The 19309-nt window shown below is 69.3% G+C and carries 19 protein-coding genes, 1 tRNA gene and 3 pseudogenes; 12 read left to right on the forward strand and 11 right to left on the reverse strand.

The features are described from left to right. Positions 1–66: 66 nt before the first annotated feature. A complete protein-coding gene (locus NAMU_RS27400; protein WP_052307925.1) occupies positions 67–639 on the reverse strand; it encodes a methyltransferase family protein in 573 nt (190 codons plus the stop codon). A 599-nt stretch (positions 640–1238) separates the two neighbouring features. Between NAMU_RS27400 and NAMU_RS12730 the strand changes: the two genes are divergently transcribed. Together NAMU_RS12730 and NAMU_RS12735 are read left to right on the forward strand one after the other, a co-directional pair. Next, positions 1239–1928 carry a response regulator gene (locus tag NAMU_RS12730; RefSeq protein WP_015747803.1) on the forward strand — a complete coding sequence of 230 codons (690 nt, stop codon included), beginning with the start codon at positions 1239–1241 and terminating at the stop codon, positions 1926–1928. A gap of 41 nt (positions 1929–1969) precedes the next feature. Then, positions 1970–3061, forward strand: coding sequence for a sensor histidine kinase (locus NAMU_RS12735; RefSeq protein ID WP_217180847.1), 1092 nt, complete (start codon positions 1970–1972; stop codon positions 3059–3061). An 87-nt stretch (positions 3062–3148) separates the two neighbouring features. Here NAMU_RS12735 and NAMU_RS12740 read toward each other — a convergent pair whose 3' ends face one another. From NAMU_RS12740 to lgt, 3 genes are read right to left on the reverse strand one after another with little or no spacing between them, the layout of a single operon-like run. Continuing rightward, a complete protein-coding gene (locus NAMU_RS12740; RefSeq protein ID WP_052307926.1) occupies positions 3149–4390 on the reverse strand; it encodes an MFS transporter in 1242 nt (413 codons plus the stop codon). Further along, positions 4366–4629 (reverse strand): hypothetical protein, encoded by a 264-nt coding sequence (locus NAMU_RS27405; RefSeq protein WP_052307927.1) that lies wholly within the window; start codon positions 4627–4629, stop codon positions 4366–4368. Before NAMU_RS27405 ends, NAMU_RS12740 begins: the two co-directional genes overlap by 25 nt. Further along, on the reverse strand, positions 4626–5513 hold the full coding sequence (gene lgt, locus NAMU_RS12745) for a prolipoprotein diacylglyceryl transferase (protein ID WP_015747805.1): 888 nt from the start codon (positions 5511–5513) through the stop codon (positions 4626–4628). Before lgt ends, NAMU_RS27405 begins: the two co-directional genes overlap by 4 nt. 240 nt (positions 5514–5753) lie before the next feature. Between lgt and NAMU_RS12750 the strand changes: the two genes are divergently transcribed. Beyond that, positions 5754–6077 carry a MarR family winged helix-turn-helix transcriptional regulator gene (locus tag NAMU_RS12750; RefSeq protein ID WP_245544892.1) on the forward strand — a complete coding sequence of 108 codons (324 nt, stop codon included), beginning with the start codon at positions 5754–5756 and terminating at the stop codon, positions 6075–6077. 74 nt (positions 6078–6151) lie between these two features. Here NAMU_RS12750 and NAMU_RS12755 read toward each other — a convergent pair. Together NAMU_RS12755 and NAMU_RS12760 are read right to left on the reverse strand one after the other, a co-directional pair. Then, positions 6152–6222: transfer RNA gene (locus tag NAMU_RS12755), tRNA-Cys, on the reverse strand. A gap of 252 nt (positions 6223–6474) precedes the next feature. After that, complete coding sequence (locus NAMU_RS12760) at positions 6475–7107, reverse strand: DUF2202 domain-containing protein (protein WP_138180150.1); 633 nt, start codon at positions 7105–7107, stop codon at positions 6475–6477. A gap of 326 nt (positions 7108–7433) precedes the next feature. Between NAMU_RS12760 and NAMU_RS12765 the strand changes: the two genes are divergently transcribed. Together NAMU_RS12765 and NAMU_RS12770 are read left to right on the forward strand one after the other, a co-directional pair. Continuing rightward, the gene (locus NAMU_RS12765) at positions 7434–9938 is read left to right on the forward strand and encodes an FAD-dependent oxidoreductase (protein WP_015747808.1); all 2505 of its coding nucleotides are present in this window, start codon (positions 7434–7436) and stop codon (positions 9936–9938) included. Positions 9939–9973: 35 nt separating this feature from the next. Continuing rightward, a complete protein-coding gene (locus NAMU_RS12770; protein ID WP_015747809.1) occupies positions 9974–11152 on the forward strand; it encodes a cysteine--tRNA ligase in 1179 nt (392 codons plus the stop codon). Positions 11153–11185: 33 nt separating this feature from the next. On the opposite strand, the gene NAMU_RS12775 is transcribed toward NAMU_RS12770, so the two are convergent. From NAMU_RS12775 to trxA, 3 genes are read right to left on the reverse strand one after another with little or no spacing between them, the layout of a single operon-like run. Continuing rightward, positions 11186–11452: a metal-sensitive transcriptional regulator gene (locus NAMU_RS12775; protein ID WP_015747810.1), complete on the reverse strand. Its 267-nt coding sequence runs from the start codon at positions 11450–11452 to the stop codon at positions 11186–11188. 46 nt (positions 11453–11498) lie between these two features. Further along, positions 11499–11933, reverse strand: coding sequence for a DUF302 domain-containing protein (locus NAMU_RS12780; RefSeq protein ID WP_015747811.1), 435 nt, complete (start codon positions 11931–11933; stop codon positions 11499–11501). Further along, positions 11930–12301: a thioredoxin gene (gene trxA, locus NAMU_RS12785; RefSeq protein ID WP_015747812.1), complete on the reverse strand. Its 372-nt coding sequence runs from the start codon at positions 12299–12301 to the stop codon at positions 11930–11932. Before trxA ends, NAMU_RS12780 begins: the two co-directional genes overlap by 4 nt. Positions 12302–12497: 196 nt before the next feature. Between trxA and NAMU_RS12790 the strand changes: the two genes are divergently transcribed. Genes NAMU_RS12790 through NAMU_RS12800 form a run of 3 tightly spaced genes read left to right on the forward strand, consistent with a single transcriptional unit; the run spans position 12498 to position 15072 of the window. Then, positions 12498–12830, forward strand: a complete 333-nt coding sequence (locus NAMU_RS12790; protein WP_041370584.1) for a rhodanese-like domain-containing protein — start codon at positions 12498–12500, stop codon at positions 12828–12830. Further along, positions 12817–14232 (forward strand): MBL fold metallo-hydrolase, encoded by a 1416-nt coding sequence (locus tag NAMU_RS12795; protein ID WP_015747814.1) that lies wholly within the window; start codon positions 12817–12819, stop codon positions 14230–14232. The genes NAMU_RS12790 and NAMU_RS12795 overlap by 14 nt, the downstream gene beginning before the upstream one ends. A gap of 12 nt (positions 14233–14244) precedes the next feature. Next, the gene (locus NAMU_RS12800; protein WP_015747815.1) at positions 14245–15072 is read left to right on the forward strand and encodes a sulfite exporter TauE/SafE family protein; all 828 of its coding nucleotides are present in this window, start codon (positions 14245–14247) and stop codon (positions 15070–15072) included. A 647-nt stretch (positions 15073–15719) separates the two neighbouring features. On the opposite strand, the pseudogene NAMU_RS12805 reads toward NAMU_RS12800, so the two are convergent. Next, positions 15720–16595 (reverse strand): annotated as a pseudogene (locus NAMU_RS12805) (SulP family inorganic anion transporter); the annotation flags it as partial. Positions 16596–16655: 60 nt separating this feature from the next. Here NAMU_RS12805 and NAMU_RS12810 point away from each other — a divergent pair. Together NAMU_RS12810 and NAMU_RS12815 are read left to right on the forward strand one after the other, a co-directional pair. Further along, positions 16656–17000: a hypothetical protein gene (locus NAMU_RS12810; protein ID WP_015747797.1), complete on the forward strand. Its 345-nt coding sequence runs from the start codon at positions 16656–16658 to the stop codon at positions 16998–17000. 164 nt (positions 17001–17164) lie between these two features. After that, positions 17165–18088 carry an integrase core domain-containing protein gene (locus NAMU_RS12815; RefSeq protein ID WP_015747798.1) on the forward strand — a complete coding sequence of 308 codons (924 nt, stop codon included), beginning with the start codon at positions 17165–17167 and terminating at the stop codon, positions 18086–18088. A gap of 20 nt (positions 18089–18108) precedes the next feature. Here NAMU_RS12815 and NAMU_RS12820 read toward each other — a convergent pair. Continuing rightward, positions 18109–18411, reverse strand: a pseudogene (locus tag NAMU_RS12820) (SulP family inorganic anion transporter); the annotation flags it as partial. 19 nt (positions 18412–18430) lie between these two features. Here NAMU_RS12820 and NAMU_RS31785 point away from each other — a divergent pair. Both NAMU_RS31785 and NAMU_RS29920 read left to right on the forward strand, forming a co-directional pair. Then, positions 18431–18972: pseudogene (locus tag NAMU_RS31785) on the forward strand (SulP family inorganic anion transporter); the annotation flags it as partial. Further along, positions 18968–19117, forward strand: a complete 150-nt coding sequence (locus tag NAMU_RS29920) for a hypothetical protein (RefSeq protein WP_169312452.1) — start codon at positions 18968–18970, stop codon at positions 19115–19117. The pseudogene NAMU_RS31785 and the gene NAMU_RS29920, both read left to right, overlap by 5 nt. Positions 19118–19309 lie beyond the last annotated feature (192 nt).

Below are 19309 nucleotides of genomic sequence, written 5' to 3' on the forward strand. Positions count from 1 at the left end.
GGTCGGAGGCCCGGAGCCCTATCAAGTCCGAAGACCCCCTATTGAGGGACGGGGCGGCCGCTGGTGTTAGGGCTTGCCGCCCTGTCGAAGTCTTGGAAGGAACCGCGGAGTGTGAGCTGCGTACTCTGCGTAGCCGGGGAATCGTGCGGTGAGATGCCGCTCCTCGAACTGGGCCTTCCCGGTCAGCAACCCGGCCAATGCCATGAATGACACCAGCGCCCACCTGTTTCCCGAGATGGCCGCACGGGCGGCCGCGCCGATCAGCAGCCCGCTGTAGATCGGGTGCCGCACCCAACGGTAGAGACCCCCGGTGCGCAACTGTGCTCGATCGTTCGGTAGGGGCAACGCGGTCAGCCCCCGATCCAACGACGCCGCCCCGACCGCGGCGAGACAACCACCGGCGGCAATGCCCAGGTATCCGGCCCGGCGGAGGGCCGGAGGGACCGGCCAGTGGGTGCGCCCAGGCAGCGCGCTGATCACCGCCAACAGGATGACTTGCGCGAGAACCAGCAATAAGGCGAATCGGCGGTCGGCCATGCTGGGCTGCTTGAACGTCAACTCTTCCATCGACAAAGCCTCGAGGCGTAGTGAGGTGGCGCCGAGGCGAAGGTTCCTTGATGATCGCCTGGGGATGGACATGCTTCGGCTCGACGGTGGTGGTCATCAGCGTTGTCGGGTCGGGGGTCTCGGTGGTGAGGTTGAGCCGGTTGGCGCGACGACCTCCAGATGGGTAGCTCGGTTCTGGTGGCCGAGCTGCTGGTCTGTCGGGCATGCACCTGTCGACCTGGCGCGGTGGATCGTTGCGACATTTCGATCGGCTTACCGTTTCCCAGAGCCCGGCGAGCACATCGACCGAAGACCGGGAACTTCGGTCGATCTGCTGCCCGAGTACAGCGGTCAGCGGATCAGCGGCCGAACAGTCGTGACAGGAAAGAGCCGCCGCTGGTGGATCGCGCAGCGGGGGGACAGCTGCAGCGTTGGTGCGCGGGCACGCCGGCCAGCACCTGGTCGACATGCTGACCACATCCGGTGTAGCTGGCCTTGCCGCAGGAGGGGCAGGTGGCAGGACTGCACATCAGGTTTCGCCCTTTCGAGGTGGAGACTGTCGAATGCGGCTCTCGGAGGATGCGAGGGATGCCATCAGGTTACCTGATACCCAGGGGGGTATCAAGGGAGGGTGTGGTCCCGCGGATGGGTGGCCGGCTGACCACGCTGGCGGATCGGGCCGAAGGAGGGTCATGCGAAAGGTTCTGGTCGTCGACGACGAGCCGCACATCCGGACCGTGTTACGCGGGTATCTGGAGGCCGACGGGTTCGAGGTGGTCGACGCCGCGGACGGGGAGACCGCAGTGGATCTGGTCCGGCGTGATCCGCCGGACTTGGTGCTGCTGGACGTGATGCTGCCGGGGATCGACGGTCTGGAGGTTCTGCGTCGGTTGCGGGCCGTGAGCGATGCGTACGTCATTCTGGTCACCGCGCGGGCCGAGGAGGTCGACAAGCTCGTCGGGCTCGCGGTGGGGGCGGATGACTACGTGACCAAGCCGTTCAGCCCGCGGGAGGTCACTGCCCGGGTGAAGGCGGTGCTCCGGCGGGATCGCGGCGGGCGAACCGGAGAGGATGTGGTGCTGCGGTTCCGGGGCCTATCGATCGATCTGGCGGGTCGGGAGGTTCACGCCGACGGAGCGCCGGTGGCGTTGTCGAGTCTGGAGTTCGACCTGCTGGCCGCACTGGCCGGGGCGCCCGGACGGGTCTTCTCCCGCGCCCAACTGCTCGAGCGGGTGTGGGGGTACGACTTCTATGGCGACGAGCGGGTCGTCGATGTGCACATCCGGAGCCTGCGGTCGCGGTTGGGTGACCCGGCCGCCGACCCGCGTCTGATCGCCACCGTTCGGGGTGTGGGTTACAAGTTCGTGGGCAGCCCTCGATGACGATTCGGATGCCCCTGCGGTTGTTCTTGTCCTACGCCCTCGTGGCTTCCGTCGGAGCCGTCGTGGCGTACCTGACGGTGTGGCTGCTTGCGCCGGCCCTGTTCGATCGCCAGGTCGGCATGATGAACAACGGCGGCATGGGCTCGGGGTCGGGGGGCGGAGCGCAGGCCGGTTTGCGTGACGCGTTCCGGTTCGCCCTCACCACGGCCCTGGCCGTCGGGCTCACCGCCAGCGTGGTGGCCGCCGTCGTCGTGGCCTGGTTCGTCACGCGCCGGCTGATGCGCCCGCTGCACGCGGTGCGGGCGGCCACCCGGCGGATCGCGGCGGGTGACTACCGAGTCAGCGTGCCGGTGCCGAGGGAGCCGGAACTGGCCGCGCTGGCCACCGATGTGAACACCCTGGGCTCCGCGCTGGCCGACACCGAGGCCCGCCGCACTCGGCTGCTCGGCGATGTCGCGCACGAACTGCGCACGCCGTTGACCGCCCTGGACGGATATGTCGAGGGCCTGATCGATGGAGTGTTCGCGCCGACTCCGGACATCCTTGGGTCGCTCAGTGACGAGCTGCGCCGGCTGCACCGGTTGGCCGAGGACCTTTCCAGTCTGTCCCGGGCCCAGGAGCAGGGCCTGGATCTGCATCCGGTCGACGCGGACCTCGCCGACCTTGCTCGTCGTGCGGCCGCCCGGCTGGCCCCGCAGTTCCGGGACGCGCAGGTCACGTTGACCGTCCAGGCCGACCAGATGGTGCCGGTCACCGCCGATCCCGACCGGATCATCCAGGTGCTGACGAACCTGCTCGGCAACGCGCTGCTCGCCACCGCGGCGGGCGGGGCCGTGACGATTGCCGCCCGCGCCGGCGCCCGGAGCGGCGAGGTCTCGGTGACCGACACCGGGGTGGGTCTGGCCGAGGCGGACCTCGAACGGGTCTTCGAGCGCTTCTACCGGGCGCCGGGCCAGCCTCGCCGGTCGGCCGGGTCGGGCATCGGGCTGACCATCGCCCGGGACATCGCCCGCGGACACGGGGGAAACGTGACCGCCTCCTCACCCGGCCCCGGTCAGGGCGCCCGCTTCACGGTGACCATTCCGCTGCGTGCGCATCGGCGCTCCGAAATCGCCGAGCACCTTCAGAGCTGAGTGCCGTCAGATTTATTCCCCGTCGGGCGACAGGCGATCACCAGCATCGACGTCGAAGAAAGGACCTCGGGGGAGGGCCGGGTGCGGTCAGCGTGTCCGGATATTCCCGGGCGAGGGGAGGGCGGTGATGACGGCGGCGGTCAGGGTCAATCCGGCGAGGACGGCGGCGGTCACAGCCCCGCCCCGGGCGGCGTCCACAGCGGTGACCGTGGTGGGGTCACCCGATCCGGCGGCGGCCGTGAACGCAAGGGTTCCGGCCGCGACGCCGAGTGCGGTGCCTATCCCGCGGGTCATGTTCAGGATGCCCGCGGCGGTCCCGGCGCGGTCGGTCGGTGCCGAACTCATGATCGTGGCGTTGTTGGCCGGAGTGAACAGCGCCATACCGACACCGACCAGCGCGAAGGCCGCCATCAGTTCCGGTAGCGCCGGTTGGCGGGTGATCAGCAGCAGTCCGCCGGTGGCCAGCACCATGCCCGCGGTGGTGACCCATCGCGTTCCGATCCGGTCGGCCAGTCCGCCGGCCAGCGGCGCCGTGAGGGCCAGGGCCGCGGGTAGGCAGGTCAGCGTGAGTCCCGCTTGGCCATGCGAGAGGTCGTATGCCGTTTCCAACAGGCCGGGGGCGCTGAACAGCAGCCCGAACGTGGCGGTGTAGGACAGCAGACCGGTGGCCAGGCCCACGGTGAAGGGGACGCTGCGGAACAGGGTGATGTCCAGGGCTGGGCTGGGGTGGCGACCGGCGTGCCACACGAATCCCCCACCCAGCAGCAGCGCGGCCACGGCCAGGGCACCGAGCATCCAAGGTGCCGCGCCCTCGGCTGCCAGGGACAGGCCGAGCATGACGGCGGAGACGGCGGGCACGAACAGGGCAAGCCCGGTCCAGTCCATGCCGCGGTGAGGTGCCAGGAAGCGGCTGCGGGGCAGGAAGAACCATACGGTGATCAGGCCGAGGACCGAGGCGGGCAGGTTCACGACAAACAGCAGCCGCCAGCTGCCGAACTCGAGCAGCAGTCCGCCGACCGCCGGTCCAAGCGCGAGACCGACGGCCTGGGCGGCGCCCTGCACCCCGACGGCCCGGCCCAGCCGGGCCCGGGGGACGGCGAGACTGATCAAGGCGACGCTGTTGGCCTGCAGCATCGCTGCGCCGACCGCCTGCAGGACCCGGAAGGTGTCCAGCACGATCAGGTTGCCGGCCAGCGCGCAGCCAACGGAGGCGACGCCGAACACGGCGAACCCGTAGGTGTAGAGCAGTTTTCGGCCGACCGAGTCGGCCAGCTGGCCGATCGGGGCAACCAGCGCGACCAGGGTCAGCAGATAGGAAGGGCGACCCATTCGATCTGTCCGATAGTGCCGCCGAGGTCGCGGCCGATGGCGGGCAGTGCGATGGAGACGATGCTGGCGTCGAGCTGCCCGATGAATGCCCCGATACAGACGGTTGCGACGACCAGCGACGGCGCCCGCGGCGACGAGGCGACCCGCCGGGGCCGGGCCGGCTCGCGCAGCAGCCAGGGAGCCGATCCGCCGCCGAAACGGCGGCCGTCGGCCGGTCCGGGCTGAGCGGCCTCCGTCATCGGACCGGGGGGTCTTTCGGGGGCTTCGGTCCCGCGGCGGGGGCCGGCGGAGAGGGCGCGACGCCGGTGGCTGATGTCAGGTCAGTCTCTGCGGTCGGCCGGGGACGCCTCAGTATCAGGTAGGCCACTGCGCCGACGAACACGAGCAACGAGGTCCAGTCGTTGAGCCGCAGCCCGAGGAAGTGGTTCGCGTGGTCGACGCGGAGTGCCTCCACCCAGGCCCGGCCGACTGTGTATGAGGCGACGTACAGGGCGAACAATCGGCCGTCGCGCAGTGCGAACCGTTTGCTGGCCCAGACCAGCAGCACCGCCACCCCGACGTCCCAGAGCGACTCATACAAGAATGTCGGGTGGTACAGCGCGATGTCCGGGGTTTCCGGTGGTCGGTTGGCCGGGTCAATCCACAGCGCCCACGGCACGGTGGTGGGTGCGCCGTACAGCTCCTGGTTGAAGTAGTTGCCCCATCGCCCGATCGCCTGGGCGACGGCCAGCCCGGGCGCGAGGGCATCGGCGAAGTCCCGCAGCCGAATTCCGCGGCGGCGGCAACCGATCCACGCGCCGACGCCGCCGAGCGCCACCGCACCCCAGATGCCCAGCCCGCCGTCCCATATGTACAGCGCCCGGATGGGCTGCGCTCCGGCCGCGAAGTACAACTCGGGGTCGGTGACCACGTGATACAAGCGGCCGCCGACGATGCCGAACGGCACCGCCCACATCGCGACATCAACGATGTCCTCGGGATCGTGCCCGGCGGCCTGCCACCGGCGCCTGGTCCAGAACACCGCGACCAGAATCCCCGCGATGATGCACAGAGCATAGGCGCGGATCGGTACTGGTCCCACGTACCAGACGCCCTGCGACGGGCTCGGAATGAAGGACAGCAAACTCAGATCACCACCGCTTCCACGCTCCCCGCACCAATACCTCTGCAACAGAGCTACTCGATCGCCGATGAAGCGCCGGTTAAGATGACCCGCATGCCGGGCAGCGACGTCGATCGAGTCGACCCGGCGACCACCCGGGTGCTGACAGACGTCGTCAACCGTCTGCGGCGGACACTGCGGACCAGCATCCGTGCCGACTACCCATGGGAAATGCTGCCGATGGCGCAGGTCGAGCTCCTGATGGCCCTGCAGGACCAGCCCAGCAGGGTCGGAGACCTCGCCGCGAGGCTTCGATTGGCCGGCAACACCGTGAGCACCCTGGTGCAGCAGCTGGTCCATGCCGGCTTCGTCCACCGCAGTCCGGACGCCGCGGACCGGCGGGCCGCCGTGATCGCCCTGACCGACGCGGGCCGCAGTCAACTCGCCGGCTGGGATGCCGCCCACCAGCAGCGCATCGGTGATGCGCTCAGCGAGCTGTCCCCGGCGGACCGCACCGCCATCCAGGCGGCGTTGCCGGCGCTGGACCATCTCGTCGAGGAACTCGCCGGCCAAAAACGCCCATGACCACTGCTTGAGACCGCTCGGGAAGCGCCGCCGGCCGCGATGATCTGGCTGATTGAGTAGGCCGTCGCAGGCAGAGGCGGGTACCGGATTCGAACCGGTGTTCACGGCTTTGCAGGCCGCTGCCTCGCCTCTCGGCCAACCCGCCACCCGGGCACACACTAAGGCTGTGCCTCATCGTGCCGTGCCTGGTCGCACACTACTCGAACCTCGTCGCGCGTTTCGGCACAGGTTCACACCCGCCCCCGGGCGGGACATGCGAATCAGGTCGGCACAACGGGCCGATCGCTGCCGGGTCACTGCCGCGCCCGCCAAGGAACGTCACCCCGGCCTCAACCGGTGCCAAAGCCGATCGGCCCCGCTGGCCAGGGTGGGGCCGATCGACGATCTGCCACATCGGTCACCTATCGGTCACGCCCATCCCGTGGCCCGTTCCCATGCCCGACCCGCGAACGTCGGTGCCCGTCCGGTTCACGACACCCATGGCATCTCCAGTTCCGGAGCAGCGGGCACCGCTGGCGTTGCTGGTGAACGCGGCCAGGTGGTGCCGCGAGGCGGTGAGCAGATGAGTGAACACCTGCTGCACGTCCGTGTCCGTGTTCCGCGCGAGAAGCTTCTCCAGGTCAGCGATATCGGCCTGCTCGAGCGCGACGCCAACGGCGAATGCGGCGTCCTGGGATTCCAGGCCCTGCGCCTTCCACTGGTCGTACAGTGCCTGCACCTCCGCGTTGGCGTAGGTTCCCGCCGGTAGTCCGGCGGCCGGATCGGCCACGCCATAGGTGGTCAACAGAGCCCCGACCTCGTCGAAGTGCTGTTGTTCGCTGGCCGCGATCCGATCGAAGACCGGCGCGTCATACGTCTGCCCGAACAGCGTGTACAGATCCCTGGCCATCCGCTCCTCGTCCCGGCTGTAGGCGAGGTCGGCGTCCCGGCTCTCGTCCGACGCCACTGCCACGGTGGCCGTGGCCACGCTCGGTGCCGATGGCCCCGCGACCGCCGTCCCCACCAATCCGAAACCCACCAACAACGCCATGCCGCCGGCCACCGCAGCCTTCCCGAAGCTCCTCATCGTCCGCCACCTTTCGTTCGATCCGCCTCTGCGCGGACATCCCCAGTCAACGTCGGGGCGGTGAAGCCCCGACCGCGGCAACCATGAAGCTTGGGTGAAAGCTGCGGCCTACCGTGCCGCCCCGCCTCCGTCCTCCGGGCACTGGCCCGGCCTGGCCCGCCCCGTGGGCCGAAGGTCCCGAAATTCGCCGCGACCGGGGCGGAACCGGGTCCCGTCCCGTAGGGTGAGCTGATACCCCCTAAGGTATATTCGCCCTGCTTCGACGGCGGCCGGCACCGATGAGGAGTCCCATGAAGATCGTTGTTGTCGGCGGCGTGGCGGCGGGCATGTCATGCGCGGCGCGGGCCCGGCGGCTGGATGAGTCCGCCGAGATCGTGGTGTTCGAGCGGGCGAATCATGTGTCGTTCGCCAACTGCGGTTTGCCGTATCACATCGGCGAGGTGATCAAGGACCGCAGCCGGCTGCTGCTGCAGACCCCGCAGAGCTTGCACGAGTCGTTGGCGATCGACGTGCGCATCGCCACCGAGGTTCTCGCCATCCGCCCCGACCGCAAGTCCGTGACCGTCCGGGACCTCGACAGCGGGCGCGAGTACGAGGAGCCGTACGAACAGCTCGCGTTGTGCCCCGGGGCGTCGCCGATCACGCCGCCACTGCCCGGGGTCGACCATCCCGACATCCACGTGTTGCGCCGGATCGGCGACATGGACGTGATCAAGGCCGCGGTCGACGGGCGGAGCGCGTCGGGCCGGCCACCCATCACGCACGGGGTGGTGATCGGCGCGGGGTACATCGGCCTGGAAATGGCGGAGAACCTGCACGAGCGCGGCGTGCAGGTCGTGGTCGTCGAGATGGCCGACCAGATCATGCCGCCGCTGGACCGTGAACTGACCACCACCATGGAGAGCTACATCCGGGCCCACGGCGTCGAGCTGCGGCTGGGCACCCAGGCGGCCGCATTCAGCCGGTCTCCCGGCGGCTGGCTACGGGTCGAACTGACGAACGGCGAATTCGTCCAGACCGACCTGGTCCTGCTCGCCGCCGGGGTGCGGCCCAGCACCGAACTCGCGGTCGCGGCCGGCATCGACCTCGGACCGCGGGGCGGCATCAAGGTCGACGCGCACATGCGGACCAGTGTCCCCGGCATCTACGCCGCCGGCGATGCGATCGAGGTCGAACATCTGGTGCTGCCCGGGACCTGGCTGATCCCGCTGGCCGGGCCGGCGAACCGGCAGGGCCGGGTGGCCGCGGAGAACATGTGCGGCCGGGACACGGTGTTCGACCCGGTGCAGGGCACCTCGATCGTGAAGGTGTTCGACATGGTCGCCGGCGGCACCGGTGCGAACCAGCGGCAGCTGGATGCGGCCGGAGTGCCGTACGAGCGGGTGCAGATCCATCCGTCCGGGCACGCCGGCTATTACCCGGGCACCGCGAAGATGCAGCTCAAGGTGCTGTTCGAACCGGTGACCGGCAAGCTGCTGGGCGCCGGCATCGTGGGCTTCGACGGGGTCGACAAGCGGCTCGACGTGCTGGCCACGGCGCTGCGTGGCGGGATGACGGTGCACGACCTGGAGGGTCTCGAGCTGGCCTACGCGCCGCCGTTCGGGTCGGCCAAGGACCCGATCAACATGGCCGGGTTCGTGGCCGCCAACCTGCTGAAGAAGGACCTGCGGTTGTGGTACCCCAGTGAATACCCGGGGGCCACCGATGGTGCTCGGATCATCGACGTTCGGGGTCCTCAGGAGTACGCGATCTGGCATCTGCCCGGCGCGGAGAACGTCCCGCTGCCGACCCTGCGGGAGGCCCAGCAGGACTGGGACCGGAGCCGGCCGATCCGGCTCTATTGCGCGGTCGGGTTCCGCAGCTACCTGGCCTACCGGGCACTGGTGCAACGCGGCTTCACCGATGTGCGGACCCTGTCCGGCGGGATGACGACCTTCCGCTCCTACCATGATGTCCCGTCCGCGGAGAGCGTCGACACCATCGAGCCGGTGGTCAACTACGGCGAGGACCGCACCGGCATCAACGCCGTGCGGGTGACCGCCGCCGGGCCGGTCGCGGCCACCGGAGTATTGGTGGACCTGGACTGCACCGGCCTGGCCTGCCCCGGACCGATCATGGCGTTGCAGGCCAGGATGGCCGAGCTCGCCCCGGGCGACGAGGTGCTGGCCCACGTCTCCGACCCCGGGTTCCGGCTCGACGCCCCGGCGTGGGCGGCCAAGAACGGTCACTCGATGCTGGAGCTGGTGCCCGAGGGACCCGGCTACGCCGCCCGGTTCCGCAAGGGCGGTATCGGGATCGTCCCCGGCGGCCCGGCCGCCCGGCTGAAGGACAAGAAGTCGTTCGTGGTGTTCTCCGGCGAGTTCGACCGGGTGCTGGCCTCGTTCATCCTGGCCAACGCCGCCGCGTCGATGGGCGACGAGGTGTCGATGTTCTTCACCTTCTGGGGTCTCAACGCGCTGCGTCGGCTGGACCCGCCGACCCGCGAGAAGAATGCGCTGGACCGGGCGTTCTCGGCCGTCCTGCCGTCGGGGCCGGACAGCCTGCCGCTGTCCACGATGAACATGTTCGGGGGTGGACCGGCGCTGATCAAGAAGATCATGAAGGATCACCACGTGCCGAGCCTGCCCGAGCTGATCGCTTCCGCGCAGCAGACCGGGGTGCGGTTGATCGCCTGCACGATGACCATGGATCTGTTGGGCATCGCCCATGAGGACCTGATCGACGGCGTCGAACTGGGCGGGGCGGCGATGTTCTTCGGTGAGGCGAACGAGTCCAACGGGGCGTTCTTCATCTGAGCGACCCGGGACGCGATGGTAGGGAGATGCGTCTGATGACGGTTGGCACTGAGTACTCGTCGGGAGTAATCGGCCGGGCCGGCCGGGTGGAGCGCCCGGAACCGCGCCTGCGCAGCGCCGAGTTCCGGCTCGCCGGCGCGGCGTTGCCGGTGGTCAGCCCGGCCAGGATGTACGTGTGCGGGATCACCCCGTACGACGTGACGCACCTGGGGCACGCGGCGACGTTCGTCTGGGCCGATGCCGCGCAGGCGGTGCTGAGGTCGATCGGCGTGCACACGGTGTCGTGCCGCAACGTCACCGACGTGGACGACGTGCTGACCGCGGCCGCGGACGCGCATGGCCGGCACTACGACGAGCACGCGGTCTACCAGGAGTTCCTGTTCGAGCAGGACATGGCTGCCCTGCGGGTGGCGCGGCCGACGCATACGCCGCGGGCCCGGCACTTCGTCCCGCAGGTGCGGCAGCTGGCTGCCGCGCTGCTCGCCACCGGCCATGCCTATCAGCGGGACGGGTCGGTGTACTTCCGGGGCCGCGGCGCCGTGGCTGCCGCCGGGCTGTCCGGCGACCTGGCCGTGGAGTTGTCCGCGGAGTTCGGCGACGCCCCCGAGGATCCGGCGCGCGAGGACCCGTTCGATGTGCCGGTGTGGCGACCATCCACGGACCGGGACCCGGCGTGGCCCAGCCCGTGGGGGTGGGGCCGGCCGGGGTGGCACGCCGAGTGTGCGGCCATGTCGATGGCGACGCTCGGGGCCGGTGTGGACGTGCTGATCGGTGGTCAGGATCTGGTGTTCCCGCACCATGCCTATCAGGCCGCCCTGGTACAGGCGGCGTCAGGAGTGGCGCCGTTCGCCCGCCGCGCCATGCACGTCGGCGCGGTGCATTACCAGGGCCGGAAGATGGCGAAGTCGACCGGCAACCTCGTGCTGATCAGTGACTTGTTGCGTAGTTGCCCGCCGGCCGCGGTCCGGATGCTGTTGCTGAATCGGCCATGGGGGTCCGGGTGGGAGTACCACGAGGCGGATCTCGAGGCGGCGTCCGCCGACCTGGAGGCTCTGTACGTCGCGGCCGGGCGACCGAACCGGTCCGCGGGGGCCGCCGAGGCGGTCACCGCGGCCTTGTTGAATGACCTGGATGTCCCCGCCGCCGTGGCGGTCGCCCGGCAGGAGGGGGGCGACGCCGCTCGTGGACTGGTCAGCGTGCTGGCGCTGTCTTGACCCCGCCGGCGCCGGGGTCGGGGCCGGGGCCGGTCAGGCCAGCGACAGGAACAGCTTCTCCATGGTTTTGGTGTCCAGCGTGTCCTGTCCGTCGGACTCGACGAGGCATTGTTTGAGGCCGGCGGCGATGACGGCGAATCCGGCGCGGTCGACGGCCCGGCTGACTGCGGCGAGTTGGGTGACGATGTCCTGGCAGTCGCGCCCTTCCTCGATCATCCGTAGCACACCGCCGATCTGGCCCTGGGCGCGGCGCAGCCGGTTGATCACGGCGGTCATCGATTCCGGGGCGATCTCGACCATGGTGGCTCCTTCGGTGGTGGGGGCGGCGTGATGGTGTGCTCGGTGGTCAGGGCGTCGGAGGGGACTGGGTGAGCGAGCCCAGTGCGCTGGTGAGTCGGGCCCGCGCTTCGGTGGCCACCGCCTGCAGGTCGGGGTTGTCGGTGACGCTCACCATGATCGCCGGATCGATGGTCTCCACCCGGGTCCGGTCGCCGGCCACGCTGCGGACCACGACGTTGCAGGGCAGCAGGAGTCCGATGGACGGTTCGGCCAGCAGCGCGGCATGAGCCAGTGGTGGTCGGCATGCACCAAGGATCACCTGGGGTGCGATGTCGGCACCGATTTTCGCCTTCAGGGTGGCCTGCATGTCGATCTCGGTGAGCACGCCGAAACCCTCTGCGGCCAGCGCGTCCCGGGTGGCGCTGAGCACCTGGGCGAACGGCCGGTCGACGGTGACCGCGATCGCGTAGCCGGGCTGGGCCCCGGCGTCGGGGCCGGTCATGCCGACTTCGCCTTGGCTGCGGCGACCTGCGCCCGGACCTGGTCCATGTCCAGGTCACGCACGGCCGCGATGAGGTGGTCGAGGGACTTCGCCGGCAGGGCGCCGGGCTGGGAGAAGACCAGGATGCCGTCCCTGAAGGCCATGAGGGTGGGAATGGACCGGATACCGGCCGCGGCGGCCAGGTTCCGTTCGGTTTCGGTGTCGACCTTGCCGAACACGATGTCCGGGTGGGCCGTCGCGGCCTTCTCGAAGACGGGTGCGAACATCCGGCACGGCCCGCACCAGGAGGCCCAGAAGTCGACCAGGACGATGCCGCCGCCGCTCACCACACCTTCGAACGTGCGGTCGGTCAGCGTTGTCGTTGCCATGTCAGAACGATCCTCTCACGAGTGGAAGTATACCCACAGGGGTATCAACGGGCGTGTCATCCAGATTGTTCCCGGCGCCGAGCACGTGCCGGGTGGGGTATCTGTGGCGGGCCCGGGATACCCCCGGGCGGCGTAGGGTTGGTCGTAGCAACATACCCCGCCGGGTATCAGGTGAGAGGAACGTTGGGTGCTCGAGATGCGTGAGGTGTCGATGACAGAGGTCGAGAAGGCCCGCACAGCAGGGGCCGTGGTGATCGACGTGGGTGACGTCGAGGAGTACGACCGTGGTCATATCCCCGGTGCCGCGTCCCTTCCGTTGGGGGATCTGTCGCGGGACCTGAGCGTGGCCAGTTGCCAGATCCGTCGCGACGCGCCCGTCTTTGTGGTGTGCGCGGCCGGCAACCGCAGTCTGATCGCCGCCGGGATGCTCATGCACGCCGGCTATGACGCCTTCTCGGTGCGCGGCGGCACTCGTGCCTGGGTCAAGGCGGGCAACGCCGTGGTGGGTGGTGACCATGTCCGTTACTGATGTCCCTCGCGTCGGGATCACCGATCAGGACGGCGGCACCGGGGTGACTGTCGTGCCGATCGAGACCCCCACGTTGGGGGACCGCAGCTACCTGGTCCATGACGGGCGGGTCGCCGTGGTGATCGATCCGCAGCGTGACATCGACCGGGTGTTGGACGCCGCCGCCGCTGCCGCCGGCGTGCGGATCACCCACATCTTCGAGACCCATATCCACAACGACTATGTCACCGGCGGGTTGGCCCTGGCCCGGGCCACCGGCGCGGCCTATCACGTGAACGCCGCCGATCCCGTGACCTACGAACGGGTGGCAGTGCGCGACGGCGACGTCATCGGGATCGGGTCGGCCTGGCGGCTGCGGGTGCTGGCCACCCCGGGCCACACCTACACCCACCTGTCCTACGTGCTCGAGGACCACGGCACCGCCACCGCGGTCTTTTCCGGCGGGTCGCTGCTGTTCGGGTCGACCGGCCGGCCGGACCTGCTCGGCCCGGACCACACTCACGACCTGGTGCATCACCAGTACGCCTCGGCCCAACGGCTGGCCACGGAGCTGCCCGAGCAGGCGCAGGTGCTGCCGACCCACGGGTTCGGCAGCTTCTGCTCGTCCACCCAGACCGAGGCCACCGCCTCCACGATCGGGGCCGAGAAGGCCAGCAACCCGGTGCTCACCCTGGACGAAGATCGTTACGTCAGTGAGCTCCTCGCCGGTTTGGATGCCTTCCCGGCCTATTACGCGAAGATGGGTCCGGCGAACACGGCCGGTCCGGCCGCGCCGGATCTGTCCCCGCCGGAGCTTGCCGACGCCCGCCAGTTGCGCCGGCGGTTGGAGCGGGGCGAGTGGCTGGTCGATCTGCGGACCCGCACCGCGTTCGCCGCCGGCCACGCCCCCGGCACCCTGAACTTCGGGCTCGACGGATCCTTCGCGACCTACCTGGGGTGGCTCATCCCGTGGGGGACGCCGGTCACGCTGCTCGGCGAGACCGCCGATCAGGTCGCCCAGGCGCAACGGGAGATGGTCCGGATCGGCATCGACCGGCCCGCGGCCGCGGCCACCGGCGGACCACGGCGGTGGACCGACGGGCCGCTCGGCACCGTCGAGCGGGCGACGTTCGCCGACCTGGCTCAGGTCCGGCATCACCGCCGCGTCACCGTCCTGGACGTGCGGCGCAATCTGGAGCGGTCCGAATCGCACATCGACGGCGCCCTGCACATCCCTCTGCACGATTTGCTACGTCGGGTCGACGAGATCCCCGCCGGTGAGCTGTGGGTGCACTGCGCAGCCGGCTACCGGGCCTCGATCGCCGCCTCGATCCTGCTGGCCCGAGGACACCAGGTGGTCGCCGTCGACGACGACTACACCAACGCGGCGGGCGCCGGCCTGCCCGTCATTGTCGGTACGTGAGCGAGGCGTCCGATGGTGGTGCTCGTCGCGATCCTGGCCGGGGCGCTGATCGGCCTGAGCCTGGGCGCGCTCGGCGGCGGCGGATCGATTCTCACGGTCCCGGCCCTGGTGTACCTGGTCGGGATGGACACCCGCGCGGCGACGACGGGGTCGCTGGTCATCGTCGGGGTCACCGCGGTGGTCGGGATGCTCGCCCACCGCCGGGACGGGCACGTCCGCATGCTGCAGGGCGTGGTCTTCGGGCTGGTGGGTGCCGCGGGGGCGGTCGCCGGCACCCGACTGTCGCTGGCCGTGGCCCCGGAAGTGCTGCTTGCCGGGTTCTCCGTGCTGATGCTGGCCGTGGCGGGCATCATGCTCACCCGCCGTCGGGTGCCGGCCGGCAGCGGCGGCCCGAGTATGGCCGAGCGCATCCCGCTCGACGTGCCGATCATCACCTTCAAGCCCCGCTTCATCTGCGCCTGCCCCCGCGCCGCGAAGGTGGTCGTCGCCGCGCTGGCGGTCGGACTGATGACCGGGTTCTTCGGCGTGGGCGGCGGTTTCCTGGTGGTGCCGGCGCTCGTGCTGGCCCTGGACTTCCCGATGCCGGTGGCCGTGGGCACGTCGCTGCTGGTCATCGCGATGAACAGCGCCACGTCCCTGGTGGCCCGGGCGGGCTCCGGCCTCGAGATCGACTGGACCGTCATCGCCCTGTTCACCGGGGCCGCCGTCATCGGCAGCCTGCTCGGGGCCCGGATCGTGACGAAAGTCCGCCCGCAGACCCTGCAGATCGCGTTCGCCGGGCTGATCATCGCCGTCGGCCTCTACACCGCCGCCCGCAGCTTCCCCGCGCTGCTGGGCTGACGCCTCCGGACCCGCGGCCCTGAGCGGGGTCGGCTGGGGTCGAGCCGGGTCGTCAGTCTCCGACGGCTACGACGGTGTCCGGGGTCAGGGTGACGTCAATGGTCGGCGGTTGCACGAGGGTGTTGCACGGTGCAGTGCGAGGCCACCGCCAGAAACGCATCCCGGCGTTCGGCGGGCAGCGCCGCCGGGGGCGGCGTCACGACGATGGCGATCCGGCTGACGCGGGCGGGTCGGCCGCCCTGGTGGACCAGCCGGTCGGGGCGGGTGGTACCGACACCGACCGAGCTGTTCTTCGCCGGCCCGGCCAGTTGCGTCGCGTTCTACGCTCGCCGGTACGCCTCCCGGCACCAGTCCCCGGCCGACGGCCTGCAGGTCGCGGTGACGTACGAGCTCGGCACGGTGTGCTCCCTGATACCGACGGTGAACCGGTCACCGCCCACGTGGCGGACCCTGACCTCGTCAGTCATCGCATTCGTCCCTTTTAGATCGGCGTCGGTCGACGCGGCCCTCCCCAACGCGATGGACCGCGCGGACCACCGATACCCGGCACGGTATCGACGCCGCAACGGCCGCACCTCAGGCCGAAGTCCTGAACGAGCCCTCGCGTTGGATGAGCACCAGCCGGGAGGAAGGGGCGATGGCATCAATTACGGTTCCCCGGGTTCGTGCGGAGGTTCCATCGGGTCCGTCGGCGGCGGGATGTCCCGTACCCTCGGCGGGAGCGAACCGTGACGAAGTTGATGCCAGTGCAGGTACGCGGCAACGGCTGTCGGGAGTGTGGGAAAGATCATGTCGGTACCGATTCGGTTCACCAGGCCGGCCCGGACGAGGTCACCACGCAGATCCTGTTTGACTCGGGCCATCGCGAAGGTCACCCCCCGTTGTTGGAGTTCGTCTCTCAGCTGGTCGAGGGCATCGGCTGAAGTGAGATCGATCTCCACGTTCGCCTCGGCGTTGAGCACGAACCACTCGACGCGGTGCGGCCGCTCGCCGTTCTCAGCGGTGATTCGAGCGGCCGCCTCATCAACGGTGATCGCGTTCAGGGCCCGCTGACGAAAGTCCTCCGCGTTCGCGAAGCACAGCGGCGCGTCGTACCGGTACACGACCAGGCCGGGAATCTGGCGACCCAACGGATAATCGTCGACATCATGCCTCCCGGCGATGCCGGGGACGTATCCCAGGATGCCGTCGTGCGGGTGAGCGAGTCGACGCAACAGATCGACCACCGACAGGGCAACGGCCACCAGCACGCCGAGGAGAATGCCGACCCCCAGCACCGCAATGGTCGTCGCCACGGCCAGCATCAGCTCGCTACGACGGAAACGACCGATCCGCCGCAACTCGCCGACATCGATCAGGCGCACCGCCGCGAAGATCACCAGGGCGCCGAGTGCCGCCTTCGGAAACGTCGCCAACAAAGGCCCGGCGACCAACAAAGTCAACAGCACCATCAGCAACGCGACCAGTGAGAACAGCTGAGTCCGACTACCGAGTGTGTTTTGCTTCTGACTTCGTGTCAGAGATCGGCGTGTTGATCAGCCAACATCCGACGACTCCTTCGACCCGTCTCGGAGGATCCGAAGATGACCCAACCCGATCGTGGCAAGGACCGTGCCGGCCGGCGCACCAAGCGGTTCCTGACGCCCTCGGAGAAGTACGAGATCTGGCTGCAACTGGTCCGGCAGGAGGTGACGATCGCCGAGGCCGCCGAGCAGCAGCAGGTCGACCGATCAACGATCATGCGGATACGCACCGTCGCCAAGGAGGGTGCGTTGGCCGCGCTCGCTGCGTCCAAGCCCGGCGTCGCGGCGGCGCAGCGGGACTACGAGATGGAGGCCGCGAAAGCCGAGATCGCCCGGCTGTCCGAGGCGGTCAAGCAGATGGCGGTCAAGCTCACCCTGGTCGAGGGAAAAGGCGGCTGGGCCTAGATGGCCGGGTCCCGCGCCGCGTCGAGGCGGCCATCAAGGATCAGCTGCTCACGCTGCTGGACCAGGCGCTGGACGCCGGCTGGTCCCTACGCGACGCGTGCGGCGTACTGGAGCTGCCCGAGCGACGCGCGTACCGCTGGTTGGACCGCCGAGCCGAGGGACGGTTGGCCGACTCGCCGCCGGGCGGGTCGCCGATGCACGGCCTGCTCGACGATGAGGTGGCCGCGGTCCTGGCCTTGTTCGACGAGTGGGGCGAGACCGACCGCAGTCATCGCAAGCTGGCCCACCGGGGCTCCTACCTGGGCCGGGTATGGGTGTCACCATCAACGGTGCGGCGAGTGTTGTTCCTGGCGGACAAGCACTTCCGGCCGCTGCCCAAGCCCGGCCGCAGCTCCAAGCGGCCGTTCCCGGAATGGGCCGAGTACAAGCCGAACAGTCTGTGGATCTACGACACAACGCACTTCACCAGGGCCGGGATGGCGGTGCTGATCGTGGAGGACCTGGTCTCCCGCAAGTGGCTGAGCACGGTCGTGTCGGCCGAGGAGACCTCGACGCAGGTGCAGGTCGGCTTCACCCGCGCCCTGCACGCCGAGGGGCTGCTACAGCTGGTCGACGCCCGGCACGACGACGGCCGCGTCGACCTGGGCGTCGACGACGAGCACCGGCCGATCCTGCTGGCGATCTCGGACAACGGCCCGCAGATGACCTCCGGGTCGACCCGCGAGTTCATGGCGTTGTGCGCGATCGCCCAGCACTTCGGCCGGCCCGGCACACCGACCGACCAGGCGTGGATCGAGAGCCTCAACGGGCACCTCAAGGCCGAGTACCCGCACCTCCTGGCCATCCGCGACCCGGCTACGCTGCGTGCCGAACTGGACCAGGTGCGGGCGCACTATAACGGGGTCCGGCTGCACCAGGGCATCGGCTACGTCTGTCCCAACGACGAACACCAAGGACGAGGAGCCCAGATCCGCAAGGCCCGCCAGGCCGGCCTGGAAACCGCCCGCCAACGACGGCTAACCTGGCACCGCGAGCACCGGAACGACCAACACCAACCACCCGCCCCGGAGCCCGACGATGTTGGCTAATCAAACGCCGAAATGCGTCATTAAGTCAGACACACGTCAAGTGCCGCGCCGAGCGCCGTTCGGCTACCGCTGGAGCTGACCGGGAAGCCGTGGAAAAGCGACGCGGAAATGTTTGCTCCCGCCAGCGCCGTCCACTCCTGGTTGGCATCCACCCGCTGCCCGGCCTTCAGTGCAAAGGCCCGACCGGTGAGGACATTGTCGGTGTAGCCGACGAACGAGATGCCGAGTGCCGGAATCATCAACACCGCCAGATCGGCGAAGTTCAGGGTCGGGAGCGACGGCGTGGGAAGGCCGGTCGGGACGGCTCCGACCACCAGGATTCCGTAGTCCTGTAACGAGAACTTGGCCTATGCCGAGGTGGCCGGCCTGCCGCCGGTCACCGGGCTGTGGGCCATCATCGGGCCTCTCGCGGTCTATGCCGTCCTCGGGACATCCCGGCAACTTTCGATCGGGCCGGAGTCGACGACCGCGCTGATGACCGCCTCGTTCTGATGCCCATCGCGGCCGGTGATCCGGCCCGGTACGCTTCACTGGCCTCGACTGCGGCCCTGCTGGTGGGTGGCCTCTGCCTGTTGGGACGGTTGGCCCGACTGGGCTTCCTGGCGGAACTGCTGTCCAAACCCGTCCTGGTTGGTTACATGGCCGGGGTCGCCGTCATCATGATCTCCGGGCAGTTGGGGAAGATCACCGGGGTGGCAGTGGAAGGTGACGAGTTCATCCCACAGATTTCGTCGTTCCTCGGCCGGCTCAACCAGTTGCATTGGCCGACGGTCACAATGGCGACAGTGCTGGTGGTGATGCTGTTCATCCTGCAGCACCTGCTACCGCGCGCGCCCGGACCACTGATGGTCGTTGCTTTCGCGGCCACCGTGGTCGCACTTGTCCTCCGGCGGCGGCACCCGGGTCGACGACACCGGGGTGGAACTCGCCCCCAGCGCGGCCGCCCGCGTCGCCGGGTACGCGTGCCTGGCCGTGTCCGGGACACTGGTGCTCTACGGGCTTTACCTGATCATCCCCCAGTTCCATTAACCAACCCCGCACCTGACAGACCCCACCCTCCCGGCACCCGATGCGGGTCTCTTTTCGTTCACGCGGCTCAGACACCCCTGGACGTTCCGGGCTGCCGGGCCTCCCGCGGTCGATATCCGGCCACCTCCGGGAGTCATGGGCAATCCCAAGGTGATGCTGGTCGCCGCGATCACCGGGTGGTACGCCGTTAGA

This window comes from Nakamurella multipartita DSM 44233, from assembly GCF_000024365.1.
Classification (GTDB): domain Bacteria; phylum Actinomycetota; class Actinomycetes; order Mycobacteriales; family Nakamurellaceae; genus Nakamurella; species Nakamurella multipartita.

What these genes read in the sequence shown, in the direction of transcription:
- NAMU_RS12775 (WP_015747810.1), bottom strand. Translation starts at nt 11,452, where the DNA reads ATGGTCGAGATCGCCCCGGAATCGATGACCGCCGTGATCAACCGGCTG.
- NAMU_RS12750 (WP_245544892.1), top strand. Translation starts at nt 5,754, where the DNA reads ATGGCCCTGCAGGACCAGCCCAGCAGGGTCGGAGACCTCGCCGCGAGG.
- NAMU_RS12800 (WP_015747815.1), top strand. Translation starts at nt 14,245, where the DNA reads ATGGTGGTGCTCGTCGCGATCCTGGCCGGGGCGCTGATCGGCCTGAGC.
- trxA (WP_015747812.1), bottom strand. Translation starts at nt 12,301, where the DNA reads ATGGCAACGACAACGCTGACCGACCGCACGTTCGAAGGTGTGGTGAGC.
- NAMU_RS12780 (WP_015747811.1), bottom strand. Translation starts at nt 11,933, where the DNA reads ATGACCGGCCCCGACGCCGGGGCCCAGCCCGGCTACGCGATCGCGGTC.
- NAMU_RS12730 (WP_015747803.1), top strand. Translation starts at nt 1,239, where the DNA reads ATGCGAAAGGTTCTGGTCGTCGACGACGAGCCGCACATCCGGACCGTG.
- NAMU_RS12810 (WP_015747797.1), top strand. Translation starts at nt 16,656, where the DNA reads ATGACCCAACCCGATCGTGGCAAGGACCGTGCCGGCCGGCGCACCAAG.
- NAMU_RS12740 (WP_052307926.1), bottom strand. Translation starts at nt 4,390, where the DNA reads ATGGGTCGCCCTTCCTATCTGCTGACCCTGGTCGCGCTGGTTGCCCCG.
- NAMU_RS12765 (WP_015747808.1), top strand. Translation starts at nt 7,434, where the DNA reads ATGAAGATCGTTGTTGTCGGCGGCGTGGCGGCGGGCATGTCATGCGCG.
- NAMU_RS12770 (WP_015747809.1), top strand. Translation starts at nt 9,974, where the DNA reads ATGACGGTTGGCACTGAGTACTCGTCGGGAGTAATCGGCCGGGCCGGC.
- NAMU_RS12795 (WP_015747814.1), top strand. Translation starts at nt 12,817, where the DNA reads ATGTCCGTTACTGATGTCCCTCGCGTCGGGATCACCGATCAGGACGGC.
- NAMU_RS27400 (WP_052307925.1), bottom strand. Translation starts at nt 639, where the DNA reads ATGTCCATCCCCAGGCGATCATCAAGGAACCTTCGCCTCGGCGCCACC.
- NAMU_RS27405 (WP_052307927.1), bottom strand. Translation starts at nt 4,629, where the DNA reads ATGACGGAGGCCGCTCAGCCCGGACCGGCCGACGGCCGCCGTTTCGGC.
- NAMU_RS12790 (WP_041370584.1), top strand. Translation starts at nt 12,498, where the DNA reads ATGCGTGAGGTGTCGATGACAGAGGTCGAGAAGGCCCGCACAGCAGGG.
- NAMU_RS12760 (WP_138180150.1), bottom strand. Translation starts at nt 7,107, where the DNA reads ATGGCGTTGTTGGTGGGTTTCGGATTGGTGGGGACGGCGGTCGCGGGG.